The organism is Radicibacter daui (assembly GCA_030657355.1).
GTDB lineage: Bacteria > Pseudomonadota > Alphaproteobacteria > Radicibacterales > Radicibacteraceae > Radicibacter > Radicibacter daui.
This window is the reverse complement of sequence record CP131056.1, coordinates 4,110,432-4,125,503: the sequence shown is the minus strand read 5'-3', so window position 1 is coordinate 4,125,503 and position 15,072 is coordinate 4,110,432. Positions and strand designations below refer to the sequence as shown.

Genomic DNA, 15,072 nt, shown 5'->3' with positions numbered 1-15,072 from the left:
ATCAGGAAACTCGACCTTGCTTGCATTCACCATCCGCCGGCTGCTGGGCGCGATACCGACGCTCCTCATTATCATCGCCATCGCCTTCTTCATGATGCGCGTGGCCCCGGGCGGTCCTTTCGACGGCGAGCGCAAGCTGCCGCCGGAAATCGAGCGCAACCTTGAGCAGCGCTATCATCTGAACGACCCCCTGCCGGTCCAGTTCGCCCATTATCTCGGCGATATCCTGCAAGGCGATTTCGGGCCTTCCTTCAAGTACAAGGATTACAGCGTCACCGAGCTGATCCTTAAGGGCTTCTCGGTCTCGGCCGTGGTGGGAGGTATCGCGCTGGTGATCGCCATGGTGATCGGCGGCACGCTCGGCTCGATCGCGGCGCTCAAGCAGAACACCGGAACGGACTTTACCGTGATGGCCGTCGCCATGACCGGCATCACCGTCCCGAATTTCGTTGTGGCCCCGCTGGCCGCGCTGGTGCTGGGTGTGTTCCTGCACTGGCTGCCGGTGCGTGGCTGGGGCGATTTCGACCAGGCCATTCTGCCCATCGCGGCGCTGGCGCTACCCTACATCGCCTATATCGCGCGCCTGACGCGCGGCTCGATGATCGAGGTGCTGCGCTCCAACTTCATCCGCACCGCGCGCGCCAAGGGCTTGCCGGACCGGGTGATGATCGTGCGCCATGCCATGCGCGCCGCCCTGTTGCCGGTCATTTCCTATCTCGGCCCGGCAGCGGCCGGCATCATCACCGGCTCGGTTGTCATCGAGCAGATCTTCGGCATCCCGGGCATCGGGCGCTATTTCGTGCAGGGCGCGCTCAACCGCGACTACACGCTGGTGATGGGTGTCGTGGTCTTCTACGGCGCGCTCATCATCCTCTTCAATCTCATCGTCGATCTGCTCTACGGGCTGCTCGACCCGCGCGTGCGGCTGGATTGAGGAAAGGCAGAACTCCATGACCCAGACTTCCTCCCCCACCCGGACCCCCGCTGACGCAAGCGCCGTGAAACCCCGGAAAATCCAGGGCCGCAGCCTGTGGCAGAACGCGCTGCGGCGCCTGATGCGCAACAAGGCGGCCGTTGCCAGCATTGGCGTGCTGCTTGTCATCGTGATCGTGTGCTGCTTCGGCCAGTTGCTGCGCCCCTACGCCATCGACGACGTGGCCTGGGATGCCATCGGCGCGCCGCCGGATGCCAACCACTGGTTCGGCAGTGACCAGAATGGCCGTGACCTCTTCGTGCGGGTGCTGTTCGGCGGACGCATCTCGCTGGCGGTCGGCCTCATCGCCACCATCGTCAGCCTCGTCATCGGCGTGCTCTATGGCGCGACGGCCGGTTTCCTCGGCGGCAAGATCGACAGCGCGATGATGCGCTTCGTCGACATCCTCTATTCGCTGCCCTTCATGTTCTTCGTCATCCTGCTGATGGTGATCCTCGGCCGGAACATCCTGCTGATCTTCGTCGCCATCGGCGCGGTGGAGTGGCTCGATATGGCGCGTATCGTGCGCGGCCAGACGCTCAGCATCAAACGGCGTGAATTCATCGAGGCGGCGCATGCCAGCGGCGTTTCCACCTGGAACATCATCCGCCGCCACATCGTGCCCAACACGCTTGGTCCCGTCGTGGTCTACACCACGCTGACGGTGCCCAAGGTCATCCTGCTGGAAAGTTTCCTCAGCTTCCTCGGCCTTGGCGTTCAGGAGCCGATGACGTCCTGGGGCGTGCTGATCAGCGATGGCGCCGCCAACATGGAAATCGCCCCGTGGATGCTGGTGTGGCCGGCACTGTTCCTTGCCGTCACGCTCTTCTGCCTCAATTTCATCGGCGACGGCATCCGCGATGCCCTCGACCCCAAGGACCGGTGAGGGCCAACCGCACATGACACCGGCTTCAGAGATGACCGATACCAAAGCCCCCCTTCTCGAAGTTAAGAACCTGACCACCCGCTTTGCCACGCCGGAAGGCGAGGTGGCGGCCGTGAGCGATGTGAACTTCACCCTTCATGCCGGCGAGACGCTGGGCGTGGTGGGCGAGAGCGGATCGGGCAAGAGCCAGATCTTCATGTCGATCATGGGCCTGCTCGCCAGCAACGGCAAAGCCAGCGGCTCGGTGAAATATCGCGGGCAGGAGATTCTCAACATGGCGCCGGCGCGGCTCAACCGCATCCGCGGCAAAAGCCTGTCGATGATCTTCCAGGACCCGATGACCTCGCTCAATCCGTTCCTGACCGTCGAGCGGCAGATGACGGAAGTGCTGGTGCTGCATCAGGGCATGAACAAGGCCAGTGCGCGCAAGCGCGCCATCGAGATGCTGGATGTGGTGCGTATTCCCGAGGCAAAGCGCCGCGTGGACATGTACCCGCACGAGTTCTCCGGCGGCATGCGCCAGCGCGTGATGATCGCCATGGCGCTGCTCTGCGAACCTGACGTGCTGATCGCCGACGAACCGACCACGGCGCTCGACGTGACCATCCAGGCCCAGATTCTGGACCTGATGGATGACCTCAAGCGCAATCTCGGCACCGCCATCGTCATGATCACCCACGATATGGGCGTCATCGCCCGCCTGTCGGACCGGGTGATGGTGATGTATGGCGGCCGCGTGGCCGAGACCGGGCCGGTGGAGACGCTGTTCTACCAGCCCTACCATCCCTATACGCTCGGGCTGCTGGCCTCGATGCCGCGCATCGACAGCGATCTGGGGCAGGCGCTGCCCACCATTCCGGGCCAGCCGCCCAATCTCCAGTTCCTGCCGGCGGGCTGCGCCTTCCAGGACCGCTGCGCCTGGTGCAGCGAGCGCTGCCTCAAAGAACTCCCCCTGCTGCGGCCGGTGAGCGAGGGCCATTCCCGCGCCTGCCATCGTGACCAGCTCGATATTGCCGCACTGGAGGGCGTCCATGCCTGAGCCGCGCCACATGCTCGAGGTCATCGACCTCAAGGTTCATTTCCCTGTCTCGCGCGGTTTCCTGCGCGGTCAGGACAAGCTGAAGGCCGTTGACGGTGTAAGCTTCAATCTGCGCGCCGGCGAGACGCTGGGTGTGGTGGGGGAGAGCGGCTGCGGCAAGTCCACGCTCGGCCGCGCCGTGCTGCAGCTCATCCAGCCGACCGATGGCAACGTGCTGTGGATGGGGCAGGAGCTGACGGAAGCCGACAGCGCCTCGCTGCGCACCCTGCGCCGCGACGTGCAGATCATCTTCCAGGATCCGCTGGCCTCGCTCGATCCGCGCATGACGGTGGGCGAGATCATCGCCGAGCCGCTGGAGACGCACTATCCGGAAAAGAGCAAGGCAGAGGTGCGCGAGGCCGTGCGGGCCATCATGGCCAAGGTCGGCCTGCGCGAGGAGATGATCAACCGCTACCCGCACGAATTCTCCGGCGGGCAGGCGCAGCGCATCGGTATCGCCCGCGCCATGATCCTGCAGCCGCGCCTTATCGTGTGCGACGAGCCGGTCTCCGCGCTCGATGTGTCCATCCAGGCGCAGATCATCAATCTGCTGATGCAGTTGCAGGCGGAGTTCAACCTATCGCTCATCTTCATCAGCCACGACCTGTCCGTCGTGCGCCACATCTCCCACCGCATCATGGTGCTCTATCTGGGCAAGCTGGTGGAGCTGGCGGAGCGTGATGCGCTCTATGCCCGTCCGGCGCACCCCTACACGCGCGCCCTGATCTCCGCCGTGCCCTTGCCGGATCCCGCCCGTGAGCGGGAGCGCAAGCGCATCGTGCTGCAAGGCGACCTGCCATCCCCGCTCAATCCGCCCTCGGGCTGCCGTTTCCGTACCCGCTGCCCGCTTGCCGAAGCGCGCTGCGCCGAGGAAGAGCCGAAGCTGCGCCATTTCGGGGACGGGCAGGAAGTGGCCTGCCACTTCCCGGAACGGGAAATCCGGCCCTGAGGCTGGTGCTGGATAATCGATGAAAAAGGCCGGGCGCTCTTGTGTCCGGCCTTTTTTATACGGCTGTGCGACGCTCCCGGGCCAGTTGGTGCAAGGCGGCGATCATGGCCTTGAGCGGGCGCGTCAGTACCTTGTCGGTGCGCAGCACGATGCCGAGCTGGCGGGAGAGCGGCGGAGAGAGCGGGCGGGAGATCAGCGGCAGGCGGCCGTCGGCAGGCACCGCCATGGAAGGCAGGATGGCGCAGCCGAGGCCGGCCGCTACCAACTGCTTGATGGCCTCCACGCTGCCCAGTTCCATAACCGGCTTCAGTGTTATCCCGGCGTGGCCGGCCCATTCATCCACCAGCGTGCGGGTGAGGGCGCGGGGTTCGTAAAGCAGCACCGGCAGGGCGGCAACGGCTTCCGGCGTCAGGTCGCGCGGCAGGCCCGCCGCCTCGTCCTTCAGCGCGATCAGCACGAACTCATCTTCCATCACCGGCGTGATGGTAAGGCTGCGGGAGGTGGCGGGCAGGGTAACAAGCGCGATATCGAGCGAGGCTTCCTCCACCTGACGCAGGATGTCACCGGTGATGCCGGTGCGCACGACGAACTCGATGCCGGGCATCAGGCGCCTCAGCTCACGCAGGATGGGCGGAAAGAGATAGATGCAGGCGGTGGCGCCGGTGCCGAGCAGCACCCGCCCGCTGAGCCCGCCAGCATAATCCGCCATCGCATCGAGCGCAGCGGAGACGCTGGCTTCGATCCGGGCCGCATGCTCCATCAGGCTGTGTCCCGCCGCCGTGGGCACCGCCCGCCGCCCGGCCCGTTCCAGCAGGCGCACACCCAGCTGGCGCTCCAGTTCGCGCAGTTGCAGGCTGACAGCAGGCTGGGTCAGGCCAAGCCGCGTTGCTGCAGCGGAAAAACTGCCGGCCTCGACCACCATGGCAAAGGTGCGCAGACGGGTAAGGCTGAGATCGTTCATGCCAAAATTCATCTTATACAAAGAATAAGAACTCAAAATTATTCTTATGTCAGGCAGCGCGGCAAGATGCTCGGCACGGGGTATTTAAAGGAGACCCGAAAAGATGAGTGTTGCCGTGAGCCCTGCCGCCTCTGTTGAGATGCCCCTGCCGGTTACGATCCGCGAAGCGCGCGACGACGATATGCCGGCAATCCACGCGATCTATTCCCATCACGTGCTGACCGGCACAGCGAGTTTTGAGCTGACGCCCCCCGACCTTGCCGAGATGCGGGCCCGGCGGGCGGCCATCCTTGAAAAGGGCCTGCCCTGGCTGGTGGCGGAAAAGGCGGGAGAGATTGCCGGTTATTGTTATGCCGGCCTTTACCGGCCGCGCCCTGCCTATGGCAACACGCTGGAACATTCCGTCTATGTGCATCATGCCGCCGCCCGTCAGGGCATCGGCCGGCAGCTCATGCTGGCGCTGATCGAGCGCTGCGAGGCTGGCGGCTGGCGGCAGATGGTGGGGGTGATCGGCGACAGTGCCAATCAGGGCTCGCTCGGCCTGCATCTGGCGCTTGGTTTTCGCCGTGTCGGTGTGTTCGAGAATGTCGGCTACAAGTTTGGCCGCTGGCTCGACACCGTACTGGTGCAGCGTACGCTGGGAGCGGGCGCCGGCGAGCCCCCGGCCCGGCGGTGAGCCGCGCGATCCCGCGGCGTGTCGTCATCCAGCTCGGCTTTTGCCAGTTCATCTGCTGGGGCGCGGCCTACTATCTGCCCGGCGGGTTGGCGGCATCGATGGCAAGCGGGCTTGGCTGGGCCGAGACGCGCATTTTCGGCGGCTTTTCGCTCGCTCTGGCCGTCATGGCGCTGGCCTCGCCGATTGCGGGCCGGCTGATCGGGCGCGGTCACGGGCGGCAGTTGATGGCGCTTGGCAGCTTTCTGGCAGCGGCAGCCCTTTGCGGCATGGCCTCCTCCACCAGCTGGCCGCTGCATCTCTTCTGCTGGGCGGTGCTGGGCATTGCCATGCGCCTCAACCTCTATGATGCGGCCTTTGCCTTGCTGGCGCGGCTTGGCGGGGTAGGGGCGCGGCGGGCGATGGCGGAAATAACCCTGCCGGCGGGGCTTTCCTCCAGCGTGTTCTGGCCGCTGACGCGCTTTCTTGACGGGGTAATCGGCTGGCAGGCGAGCGTGCTGGTGCTGGCGGCGCTGCTGGCGCTGACCGTGCCGCTTTATCTTGCCTTGCCCCGCCCGGCGCCTGCCCTTGCGCAGGAAACTGCCGCGCGGCGCGTTGTAACCGGCAGCGATGCTCCGGATGAAAGCCGCGAGCGGCGGGCTGCCCCGCTTTATGCACTCTCCATGGCGCTCACCAGCGTGCAGATGACCGGTTTTGCCGCTCATACCATCACGCTGCTTGCCGGCTTCGGTCTGGCGGCGGGTACAGCGGTGGCCATCGCTTCCCTGCGCGGAGTAGGGCAGACGACGGCACGCTTTTGCGAGGTGATGCTGGGGCGACGTTTGCACCCGACCCACCTGCATCTGGGCGCAACGCTGCTGATGCTGCTCGCTTTCTTGCCAGGACCGTCGGGAGGCATAACAGCTGCCATCAGCTTTGCACTGGGGTTCGGTGCCGCCTCCGGCCTGCTCAGCATCACGCGGGGCACCCTGCCGCTGGTGCTGTTCGAACCGGGGGACTATGGCCGGCGCGTCGGGGTACTGCTGATCCCCGGATTGTTACTGCCAGCCGGGGCACCCTGGCTCTTCGGGCTCACCATCGAGCGGGCGGGGACGGACTTCACCTACTGGGCCTGCGCAGCCTGTGCGCTGGCGCAGGTGCTGGTCGCCCTTGCCCTCGTACATGTTGCCCCGGCTCGGCGTTTGTTACCCGTCTGACGAAGGCCCGGGTTAAAGAGGCAACAAAAAAGCCGGCTCCCGAAGGGGCCGGCTTTTTTGAGAGTGGCAGAAGGCCTGAAAGGATCAGGCAGCTTCCTGCAGGTCTTCGCTGCCGAGCAGGATCTGCGTGGCGGCGGCAACCAGGTCGGCAGCCTCAACGGCTTCGGACGCGGTCAGCAGCGCGCCATCGGCCACCAGCACCTCTTCGGAGACGGTGGCGCCGGCAGCAGCCAGAGCTTCATGATACGCGGCCGGAGCGGCCACGGTGCGGCCTTCCATGCAGCGGGTCAGTGCCAGCAGGCCCGCGCCTTCGCCAACGGCGATGACGGGCTTGTCGGCTTCGACGAAGTGGTTCAGCAGGCGCTTGGTGTGAGCGGTTTCGCGCAGCTTCATGGTGCTGCGTTCGCCGTCCGGCACGATGCAGCCGTCAAAATCGGCGGCCATCGCATCGGTCAGCTGGGCGTCTACCGGGAAGTTCATGCCCCAGCCCGTCGCGGTCCAGCCATTCACGAGGCCCTGACCATTGCTCACGATGCGGGTGGAGGCTCCGAGCGCCAGCAGTTCTTTCTGCAGGGCGACGAATTGCACTTCTTCAAAACCGTTGGCGGCGAGAATTGCGAACTTCTTTCCGGCGAGCGGCTTGTCCATATGCGGTCATTCTCCTTTATGCGCTGCTCCGACAGATTTCGGGCAAGCGACGACTTCGAGGCCTCATCCGCCCTGGACCGCTTCCTTGCAGGAAAAAGTCCCGGGTGCCGATCCCATCGGTTGCGAGGCCCGTCAGGGCGTTTCGCGTGCAGGGCGCGGGAAGCGCACCTGAAGCGGAGCGCCTATCGAGCCAGGCTCATGGGGTCGCCAGCAGTCGACAGAAGGCGGGAACAACAAAACGCCGCCGGCTTCTTCTGGGAAGCGACGGTGGGGGTTCCGTTGGTCACGGGCCGGCAAAGCTGGAGATGATGGAATTCACGGGGCGCTTTATGACCGCTCCGACCCTTGCCGGTCAAGCCCGATGGCGCCGGGGCAGGGTTGCATGGGAAGCATGGGGTACTCCCGGGTGCCGTTTCAGCTTGCCTTGGCTTCTTCCGGCCGGTCGGCATGCTGGTCGGTGCCGGCGCGGCTTTCGCTCACGGCGAGGTCCAGCAGGCGCGGCGCCTTTTCGATGATCTCGTTGAGGATATCCTCGGCGAGGTCGAGATTCATGGCGATCTCGTCATCGATGGCGGATTCGAATTTCGGGTTCTGCAGCTTGTTCTTGGCTTCGTAGATACGCTTCAGCTCCGCCATGAAGATGTCGCGTGCGCCGAGCGGCAGCAGCGTGCTGGCGCTGAGCACGAAGAAGAACTTGATGCTGGCCTTGATGAAGTGGCTGAACATCAGCACCGAGAGCTGGTCGAATTTTTCCTGCAGCTCGGAGGCGCGTTTGCCGTCCATGTTGCGCAGGCGCGCTTCGATGATGATGGAAAAGGTCTCGAACTCGGAAACCTTGGAACGGAATTTGTTATAGAGCTCGTAGGAGTGTTTGTTGGCTTCGGCCGCCGCCTTTTCAGACAGCGCAATAATGCCGCGCGCCTGCTCTTCAAGCGCGACGAGAAACCTCTCTACCTCCTGGCTGCTGTATTTTTTGGCCATTCCGGCTCGCAATGGTTTCTTTTCGTTAACCTAAAATAGTCAATTCCGCGGTTTGACGCAAAGGCCGCAGGGTACTTCAGCCGCCTGAGCTGTATTTTGTCGTGGCGTGCGACATTTCTAGAGCGTGCCCACAACCCGCCGCACGATTGCCGGTCCGGCAGTGGCCGTGGCAGTAGCGGCCGCGCCGGCCTTCTCGTCACGATGAAGCCGGTTTAGGGCCCAGCCCGCAAGCTCTTCTGCCGGATAGGGGAAGCTGACCATCCCCGGCCCGCCCGGCGCTGCCGGAAGCCGGTTAACGCGGGTAACGACCGGCATCTCGCTGCCGGCAGCGATGCCGGCGGCCTTGAGCGCAGCGACGGCGCCGGCCTGGGTTGCTTCATCCAGACAGAAAAGCGCATTCATTTTCTCGCCGCCGGCTAGCCGCCGGCCAAGAGCCGCGAAGGCGCCGTGCTCACCCTCCACCATCAGCTCCAGTGCGGGGTCGAAATCGAGCCCGGCTTCGGCGAGGGCATAGCGATAACCCTGGATTGCCTGCTGGGTAGCATCATCCGGCCCGGCCGGGACAAGGCAGGCGATCTTGCGATGGCCGGTGGCGAGCAACAGGGCCGTGGCCTGGCGTGCACTTTCTTTTTCGTCGCAGGCGGCAGTGCCGGCAGCGGCTGGCCAGCCGGCGATGATGGCGAGCGGCAAGGCCGGCATGTCCCGGATATCGGGCGGCAGCGGGCGGGAGAGGCAGAGCAGCAGCCTGTCCACCCGCCTTTCGGCAAGCCAGCTGGCGCGCTCGCTGATTTCCGCCGCTGTACGGGCTGGCGGTGCCAGCAGCAGCATCTCCTGCCGTTGCCAGGCGAGTTTCTGCGCCGCGGCCAGTACGGCGGCCACCTGCGGGTCGGCAAGGCTGTCGGTGACACAGCCGATGGTCATACTGCGTGCGGTGCTGAGCGCGCGGGCAAGGGCATTGGGGCGAAAGCCGAGGGCCGCAGCGCTGGCCCGCACGCGTTCCTGCGTTTCCGGCGGGATGCGGGCACCCGGCACATTGTTGAGCACAAGACTGACGGTGGCGCGCGACAGCCCGGCATGGGCCGCCACATCGCGGATGGTGATGCGGGCCGGAGAACGGGCGTTCGGGCGCGCCGCGGGCATCAGGCGCCGATCCGGCGTTCAAGCCGGGGGTAACAGAAGCCCAGCGTCACGGCGCGCAGCGCCATGAACAGGCTGAAGGCAGCCCACAGGCCATGATTGCCCCACAGGCGGATGGCCGGGATGCTGAGGGCGATATAAAGCGCCAGCGACAGCAGCATCATGTTGCGCATCGGCCGCGTTTCCGTCGCCCCCATGAAGATGCCATCGGCCTGGTAACTCCACACGGCGATCAGCGGCAGCGCGATAAGCCAGGGCAGATAGATCGCCGCCACCGCCCGCACCTCCTCGATATTGGTGAGGATGTTGATAAAAAGCCGCCCGCCAGCGGCCAGCACGACGGCGGACAACACGGCGGTGACGAGGGCAAGCCGTGTGGTGGAGAGCGCAGCGGCCCGGAAGGCCGGCCGGTCTCCGCCGCCAGTCGCCCCGCCCACCAGCGCTTCGGCGGCAAAGGCAAACCCGTCGAGCCCGTAGGCGAGGAAGGAGAGGAAGACCTGCAGGGCGGCATTGGCCGCCAGCACCGTGTCGCCCATCTTCGCGCCCTGGTTGGTGAACCAGGCAAAGGCGGTAAGCAGGGCGAGAGAGCGCACCATGATGTCGGCATTGACACTGACGAGGCGCTTGAGGCGCGCAACGTCGAACAGGCGCTGGAGCGTGATCTGCCGCCAGTCCGGCCCCACGATGCGCAGCATGACGACAAGGCCCATCACGGCACCCAGATACTCGGCAATCAGCGTGGCAAGGGCGACGCCTTCCACCTGCATGCCGAGCCCGGCGACGAAGAGGAAATTGAGCGCGATATTGACGGCATTGGTGAAGATCTGGATCGCCATCACCGTGCGGGTGCGCGCCTGGGCCAGGAACCAGCCGAGCTGGGCATAGCCGATAAGCACCGCCGGCGCCGACCAGACGCGGATGTGAAAATAGATCGAGGCCAGTTCCTCGGTGCGCGCGCTGGCATCCATGATGCCGAAGGCAGCAAGACGGATGGGGGCCTGCAGGGCAACGATGGCAAGGCCGATGACAAGGCCGATAAGGCCGGCGCGCCCGGCAACCGCCAGCGCTTCCAGCGGGTCCCGCGCGCCCAGCGCCTGCGCGGCAAGGCCGGTGGTGCCCATGCGCAGGAAGCCGAAGCCCCAGTAGAGATAGGAGAAAATCAGGCCGCCGAGCGCGACGGCGCCGATATAGGCGGCATCGCCCAGATGGCCCATCACGGCGGTATCGACGGCGCCCAGCAGCGGGACGGAGAGATTGGAAAGGATGATGGGCGCGGCAATCGCCAGCACGCGGCGGTCTGTTGCTGGCAGCAGGGTAAGGCGCCGCCTTGTGTCACTCGTCCTGTCGTCCATGTCGCCCGCTTGCTCTTTTGAAAGGCCGTTATTGGGCGCAACAGTTGCCCGAAAGGCGGGGCGCGGCAAGGGGCAGGCGGAGGAGGGCCGAAGGGCGGGCAAAAAAAGAGGCCGCTGGGATTTACCCGGCGGCCCTTGCGCCCCTCGCGAAGGGGCAAGTCCATCACACCGGCAACCGGCCCCCGTACTAAGGGAGGGGGACCCCAACGGGACCAGCGCCTGTAACCCTACTATCGTGATCAAGCATGGCGATTTTGTGGTAGCGCCGAAGCCCGTTGATCGCCGCCCGCCAACCCATACAACAAGTCTTGCGCGCGGGTAGTTCAGATGGGGAATTAGATTCCTAAACAGATGCTTCTACCTGAGACGCTTTTAAAAAAATGAAGACGGTTGGTTTTACGGCACTAATCGCCGCAACATCATCACGAATTTTTGCCGCGCGCCAATCGATGATTTACCGACTCCTTTCAGGTGGTGACGAAACGGGTAAAAATGCAAGGAGTTTAATATAAGTTTGGTCGCCGGAAAGAATTCGCCAGCGTGCGGGGAGCTGTGGGCCGTCGAGGGGGAGGCTTTCGCACGGTTCACGGGGGAGAAGACGGGCTTCTGCTTTCAAAGGAGTGTTCACAGCAAGTGACGCGCCCGAAGATCGGCAACTTTTCGATGAGGCGCGAGCTCCAACGCGAACTCGGTGACCGTAGACTGGTTAGGCAGCATTCGCATCGAGAGCGAAACGGGCGCAGGGCACGCGGGCATCGCTACGGCATCAGCCACAGCCTACTGGCTGTCGAATTAACGCAGCGTCGACGCACACATCGGCGAAATTACATGCACGGCTATCGGTGAGCGCCGCTGCCAAATTGGGATGGCGCGGGCGTAGTCAACACGGTCGCTGACGGGCTGTTGCAATGGTCATCGTCCGTTCAGCACTCAACGGGGGCGTGCCTATTGCTTCGCCGATAGGGGCTTGTAGACGCCTGCCGACCTGGCGTTTAGACCTTTCGAGTGATCGAGACAATCGGAAATTCACATCGTGATCTCTATCGTGACTTGAATCGTGGGTTGGGGGTTCCTATCTGCTAAAAACAGAAAGAGGAGTGCCCCATGCTGACCCGAATGACTAACGAAGAACTGCTCACCATTCCGAAATACGACCGCATTGCAGTGTATCTGTTTCGGCATCTCACGAATGGGTACAGTGCGGAGACCATGCCTAGGGAAGTGGGCTTCGACCAGGAGACCGTGCGCCAAGCTATGCGACAGGCAGTGGCCGATGGGGTTATTGACCGCGAAGTCGCGAACGTACCCGACATCAAGTACACCTACGACGCGCGCCGAAACCTGCCGATCGAGATGGAGCAGGCCGGGCCGGTGACGTGGTTGCAGAACGGCAAGGGTAAGTATGTCTTGCGGCGCACGCGTCGAAAGAACGTGATCGACTTGGGCACCCTCGGTTTGGAGCCCGCCCTTGAACCCGTGGTCGATCAAACCCCAAAGTTTATCTCGGCGCTGCTCGGGCAAGATGAGCAGGCGGTGTTCACGCGGGTTCGCAACGCCCACCTGATCTCGACCTTCCTCGGCTTTCAAGCGATGGCTATTCAGGGCCACCATCGCACGACGGTGAGCTACGGCCAGATTGAGATCGATGAGGTGCAAGCAGGTATTGCCGGCTCACGGGAAACCATTGTCCCGATCTCGGGCAAGGGCGGACAGGATCATTTGTCGTGGTCACAGGCGTTGAACCTCAACACCTATGGGGTTCAGAAAGCGCCGATTCCTGGTCTTGCTGTCCGCAGTCTCGGCCTATGGCGCGATGAACTCAATACTGTCTGGATCGTGGAGTTCAGCCCGCACGTCGACATTGACGAGATCGAGATCGTTAAAGTTCGGCGCTTCACCTTCCGCTAAAGTGACGCCTCGATCTCGTGTTGCTTCCGCTTCGTCGCGCCGCTCTTACGATTCCGCCGCCCGATGGGATTTTCGATGGACCAGAAGGCGGCGGCTTGCGACGTGTCCATGCGCAGCAAGGCATCGTTGCCCAAAGCCACAGAAACACTTGGGCGCGTCGGATTAACGCCCAAAGCCTCGATCACCTTACCTGCGATAGCGCGGGCAAGTGGTGGCGGGACCGAGTTCCCTATCTGCCGCGCTCCATGCCATTTGGTCTCGTGCAAGCGGAACCAGTCGGGGAAGCCATGAAGGCGAGCCATTTCGCGCACTGTAACGCATCGAGCAAATGCATAATGGATGGGGCGCGGGCTGGTGAACGCACCGCGTGACGCGTCTGTACCAGCCCGCAAGGTGTTGGACACACCGTTGGGCTTGAGCTTGAAGAAGCGCGAGATCGGTTCGATCTTGCCGGGTTCGGTTGCAGCAAAACGGCGTCGGGAAATCTCGGTGTGGTCGGTGCGTAAGCTGGAAGTCAGTAGCGTAGGGTCCCAGATCCTAGGATGACCGAAGTGCCAAGCGTTGTTGCTGATGCAGCGGAGTTCTTTCGCGTAGGCGCTCGGTTCTCCGAACGAGTCTACTGAGACTTCGTCAGAAGTGAGCAAAGCGTCGAATCTCTCAGCATCAGGTAAGTCGCCAAGTGCGTCTTGGCAGGTTGGGCCGTTCGGGCTCCCGCAGTTCGTCGTTCCAGCCGCGTGCGTTGCCTGTAGAGGGTAGTCGGGAAGCGGTGTGCCTTCACGCGCGCCAAGTAGAATGAAACGCTTTCGATCCTGTGGCACCCCGTGGTCGGCTGCGTTTAATACCTTCCACTCTCGGCGCACGCGGTAGCCTCGGGCCTCGAAAGCTTCGATCAACTCAACGAGGAACTTGCGATGCTTGCCAACCGTCAAACCTTTGACATTCTCAAAGACAAAGGTCTTTGCCTTTAACTGATCGACGATCCGCACGAAATCGAGCACAAGCGAATTGCGAGGATCGTCAAGGGCGCGCTGCCCGATCATCGAGAACCCTTGGCAAGGGGCGCCACCGAACACCACGTCAATGTCACGGTCGTCGATGCCTGCGAGCGAGCGAATTTCGTCGCCTGTCAGGCTGGTGATGGAACGGGCGATGACCTCGCAGTCGGGGAAGTTGAACTTGTGGATTGCAGCATGAACAGGGTCGATCTCGACTGCAGCAACTACGTCGAAGCCGGCTTGCTCGAAGCCGAGGCTCATTCCGCCTGCGCCTGCGAATAGGTCGATTCCGATAGGCCGCGTCATTCTGCCCCTCCGTTGATGCGTCTTGGCAACCTATCGTGGGCATCGCGATTTGCCCACCGAAACCTAGATATTGAGGAAGGCGACAACGCACACGACTCTGGACGACGGGTCGCGCAGCTTGCACGGCCAGATAACCATCGACGGCTCTCTCTTTGGTTAACGCTCGCCTGTCACGCTCCTTATTTGCCTCTATCTTCGGCAGCCAGTACTAGGCGCGGGATTTTAGAGTCCTTGCCTCATTTGCAATCGTGTCCATGCCAGAAGCCGCCATAAACAAGGATGGCCTTTCGCCGTGCAGCAAAGATTGAGATCAAGCGATCCAATCAGGTTGCGGCGGTGCGCCCGATGACGATAATCCATCGCATGTAAAGCGCGCTGCAGTTTAATCTGAGGCTTGGTGTTCGTCCGACTTGCCCTCAACACAATTAAAGATCAGTGGTGACGCGAGCCGTGCTCGGTCATACCGACTAATAGTGCTTCTGCTTAGTGGCATTAAGAAGGTTTGCGCTTGAAGCCGCCACGCCGAAAAGGTAATCAAACCAACGTTGCGGGCGTAGTTCAGAGGTAGAACGTCAGCTTCCCAAGCTGAATGTCGTGGGTTCGATTCCCATCGCCCGCTCCAGTTTTCCTGAAAATCACGCGTTATGAACCGGTCGGCCGATGGCTTCCGGGCGCATAGTCTCGCGCCTTTTCTTCCCAGATTTTACGGGCTTCTGCCCAGTCCGGAATCCGGTCGACCTCGAAGCCCAGCGTGCTGCCGGTGGCAATGGCGCCGAAGGCACGCATCGCGCCGAGATGGGCGCCCCGGATCAGGAAGGCGCGCATGGCCTCCCGATCGCGCCAGGCCGTCACCGTATGGCGCACGCCGTCGATGGTTTTGACCGACACATAAAGGTTTCCCTCAGCGCGCTGTGCCTGGAGCGTGCTGCGGATGGCGTGCCAGTAGAAGCGGGGTGCGTACCAGGGCGAGCGCAGGCGAAGGCCGGTGATGGAGAGGTACAACGGTTGCTCCCCGCCTGTTTGCCGTGG

At 63.3% G+C, this 15,072-nt stretch carries 14 protein-coding genes and 1 tRNA gene; 8 read left to right on the top strand and 7 right to left on the bottom strand.

Features of this window, described 5'->3' with window-relative positions; genetic code table 11:
• Positions 1 to 16: 16 nt before the first annotated feature.
• From oppB to QTL98_RS19240, 4 genes are read left to right on the top strand one after another with little or no spacing between them, the layout of a single operon-like run.
• Entirely contained in the window at positions 17 to 934 is a 918-nt protein-coding gene (oppB, locus tag QTL98_RS19255) for an oligopeptide ABC transporter permease OppB (RefSeq protein ID WP_445680079.1), read from the top strand.
• A gap of 16 nt (positions 935 to 950) precedes the next feature.
• Positions 951 to 1,859 (top strand): ABC transporter permease subunit, encoded by a 909-nt coding sequence (locus tag QTL98_RS19250; protein WP_510637504.1) that lies wholly within the window; start codon positions 951 to 953, stop codon positions 1,857 to 1,859.
• 31 nt (positions 1,860 to 1,890) lie between these two features.
• Complete coding sequence (locus QTL98_RS19245) at positions 1,891 to 2,898, top strand: ABC transporter ATP-binding protein (protein ID WP_445680078.1); 1,008 nt, start codon at positions 1,891 to 1,893, stop codon at positions 2,896 to 2,898.
• On the top strand, positions 2,891 to 3,886 hold the full coding sequence (locus QTL98_RS19240) for an ABC transporter ATP-binding protein (RefSeq protein ID WP_445680077.1): 996 nt from the start codon (positions 2,891 to 2,893) through the stop codon (positions 3,884 to 3,886). The genes QTL98_RS19245 and QTL98_RS19240 overlap by 8 nt, the downstream gene beginning before the upstream one ends.
• Positions 3,887 to 3,941: 55 nt before the next feature.
• On the opposite strand, the gene QTL98_RS19235 is transcribed toward QTL98_RS19240, so the two are convergent.
• Positions 3,942 to 4,847, bottom strand: a complete 906-nt coding sequence (locus QTL98_RS19235) for a LysR family transcriptional regulator (protein ID WP_445680076.1) — start codon at positions 4,845 to 4,847, stop codon at positions 3,942 to 3,944.
• A 139-nt stretch (positions 4,848 to 4,986) separates the two neighbouring features.
• On the opposite strand from QTL98_RS19235, the gene QTL98_RS19230 reads away from it, so the two are divergent.
• Positions 4,987 to 5,523 carry a GNAT family N-acetyltransferase gene (locus tag QTL98_RS19230; protein WP_510637594.1) on the top strand — a complete coding sequence of 179 codons (537 nt, stop codon included), beginning with the start codon at positions 4,987 to 4,989 and terminating at the stop codon, positions 5,521 to 5,523.
• The gene (locus tag QTL98_RS19225) at positions 5,520 to 6,716 is read left to right on the top strand and encodes an MFS transporter (RefSeq protein WP_445680074.1); all 1,197 of its coding nucleotides are present in this window, start codon (positions 5,520 to 5,522) and stop codon (positions 6,714 to 6,716) included. The genes QTL98_RS19230 and QTL98_RS19225 overlap by 4 nt, the downstream gene beginning before the upstream one ends.
• Before the next feature lie 84 nt (positions 6,717 to 6,800).
• On the opposite strand, the gene QTL98_RS19220 is transcribed toward QTL98_RS19225, so the two are convergent.
• From QTL98_RS19220 to QTL98_RS19205, 4 genes are all read right to left on the bottom strand, one after another.
• Positions 6,801 to 7,364, bottom strand: coding sequence for a DJ-1/PfpI family protein (locus QTL98_RS19220; protein ID WP_445680073.1), 564 nt, complete (start codon positions 7,362 to 7,364; stop codon positions 6,801 to 6,803).
• A gap of 414 nt (positions 7,365 to 7,778) precedes the next feature.
• Positions 7,779 to 8,345, bottom strand: coding sequence for a hypothetical protein (locus QTL98_RS19215; RefSeq protein ID WP_445680072.1), 567 nt, complete (start codon positions 8,343 to 8,345; stop codon positions 7,779 to 7,781).
• Between the two features lie 117 nt (positions 8,346 to 8,462).
• Positions 8,463 to 9,485 carry a LacI family DNA-binding transcriptional regulator gene (locus QTL98_RS19210; RefSeq protein WP_445680071.1) on the bottom strand — a complete coding sequence of 341 codons (1,023 nt, stop codon included), beginning with the start codon at positions 9,483 to 9,485 and terminating at the stop codon, positions 8,463 to 8,465.
• Positions 9,485 to 10,834: an MATE family efflux transporter gene (locus tag QTL98_RS19205; RefSeq protein ID WP_445680070.1), complete on the bottom strand. Its 1,350-nt coding sequence runs from the start codon at positions 10,832 to 10,834 to the stop codon at positions 9,485 to 9,487. Before QTL98_RS19205 ends, QTL98_RS19210 begins: the two co-directional genes overlap by 1 nt.
• A 1,104-nt stretch (positions 10,835 to 11,938) precedes the next feature.
• Between QTL98_RS19205 and QTL98_RS19200 the strand changes: the two genes are divergently transcribed.
• Positions 11,939 to 12,742: a hypothetical protein gene (locus QTL98_RS19200; RefSeq protein ID WP_445680069.1), complete on the top strand. Its 804-nt coding sequence runs from the start codon at positions 11,939 to 11,941 to the stop codon at positions 12,740 to 12,742.
• Here QTL98_RS19200 and QTL98_RS19195 read toward each other — a convergent pair.
• Positions 12,739 to 14,043: a DNA cytosine methyltransferase gene (locus QTL98_RS19195; protein ID WP_510637503.1), complete on the bottom strand. Its 1,305-nt coding sequence runs from the start codon at positions 14,041 to 14,043 to the stop codon at positions 12,739 to 12,741. The two genes, QTL98_RS19200 and QTL98_RS19195, sit on opposite strands and share 4 nt — an antisense overlap.
• A 547-nt stretch (positions 14,044 to 14,590) precedes the next feature.
• On the opposite strand from QTL98_RS19195, the gene QTL98_RS19190 reads away from it, so the two are divergent.
• Positions 14,591 to 14,665, top strand: a tRNA-Gly gene (locus tag QTL98_RS19190).
• 20 nt (positions 14,666 to 14,685) lie between these two features.
• On the opposite strand, the gene QTL98_RS19185 is transcribed toward QTL98_RS19190, so the two are convergent.
• Entirely contained in the window at positions 14,686 to 15,045 is a 360-nt protein-coding gene (locus QTL98_RS19185) for a hypothetical protein (RefSeq protein ID WP_445680067.1), read from the bottom strand.
• Positions 15,046 to 15,072: the final 27 nt, after the last annotated feature.

Bases quoted from the DNA above. Each gene is read 5' to 3' on its own strand.
- QTL98_RS19250 (WP_510637504.1), top strand. From the start codon at position 951: ATGACCCAGACTTCCTCCCCCACCCGGACCCCCGCTGACGCAAGCGCC.
- QTL98_RS19245 (WP_445680078.1), top strand. From the start codon at position 1,891: ATGACCGATACCAAAGCCCCCCTTCTCGAAGTTAAGAACCTGACCACC.
- QTL98_RS19240 (WP_445680077.1), top strand. From the start codon at position 2,891: ATGCCTGAGCCGCGCCACATGCTCGAGGTCATCGACCTCAAGGTTCAT.
- QTL98_RS19235 (WP_445680076.1), bottom strand. From the start codon at position 4,847: ATGAACGATCTCAGCCTTACCCGTCTGCGCACCTTTGCCATGGTGGTC.
- QTL98_RS19230 (WP_510637594.1), top strand. From the start codon at position 4,987: ATGCCCCTGCCGGTTACGATCCGCGAAGCGCGCGACGACGATATGCCG.
- QTL98_RS19220 (WP_445680073.1), bottom strand. From the start codon at position 7,364: ATGGACAAGCCGCTCGCCGGAAAGAAGTTCGCAATTCTCGCCGCCAAC.
- QTL98_RS19215 (WP_445680072.1), bottom strand. From the start codon at position 8,345: ATGGCCAAAAAATACAGCAGCCAGGAGGTAGAGAGGTTTCTCGTCGCG.
- QTL98_RS19210 (WP_445680071.1), bottom strand. From the start codon at position 9,485: ATGCCCGCGGCGCGCCCGAACGCCCGTTCTCCGGCCCGCATCACCATC.
- QTL98_RS19205 (WP_445680070.1), bottom strand. From the start codon at position 10,834: ATGGACGACAGGACGAGTGACACAAGGCGGCGCCTTACCCTGCTGCCA.
- QTL98_RS19200 (WP_445680069.1), top strand. From the start codon at position 11,939: ATGCTGACCCGAATGACTAACGAAGAACTGCTCACCATTCCGAAATAC.
- QTL98_RS19195 (WP_510637503.1), bottom strand. From the start codon at position 14,043: ATGACGCGGCCTATCGGAATCGACCTATTCGCAGGCGCAGGCGGAATG.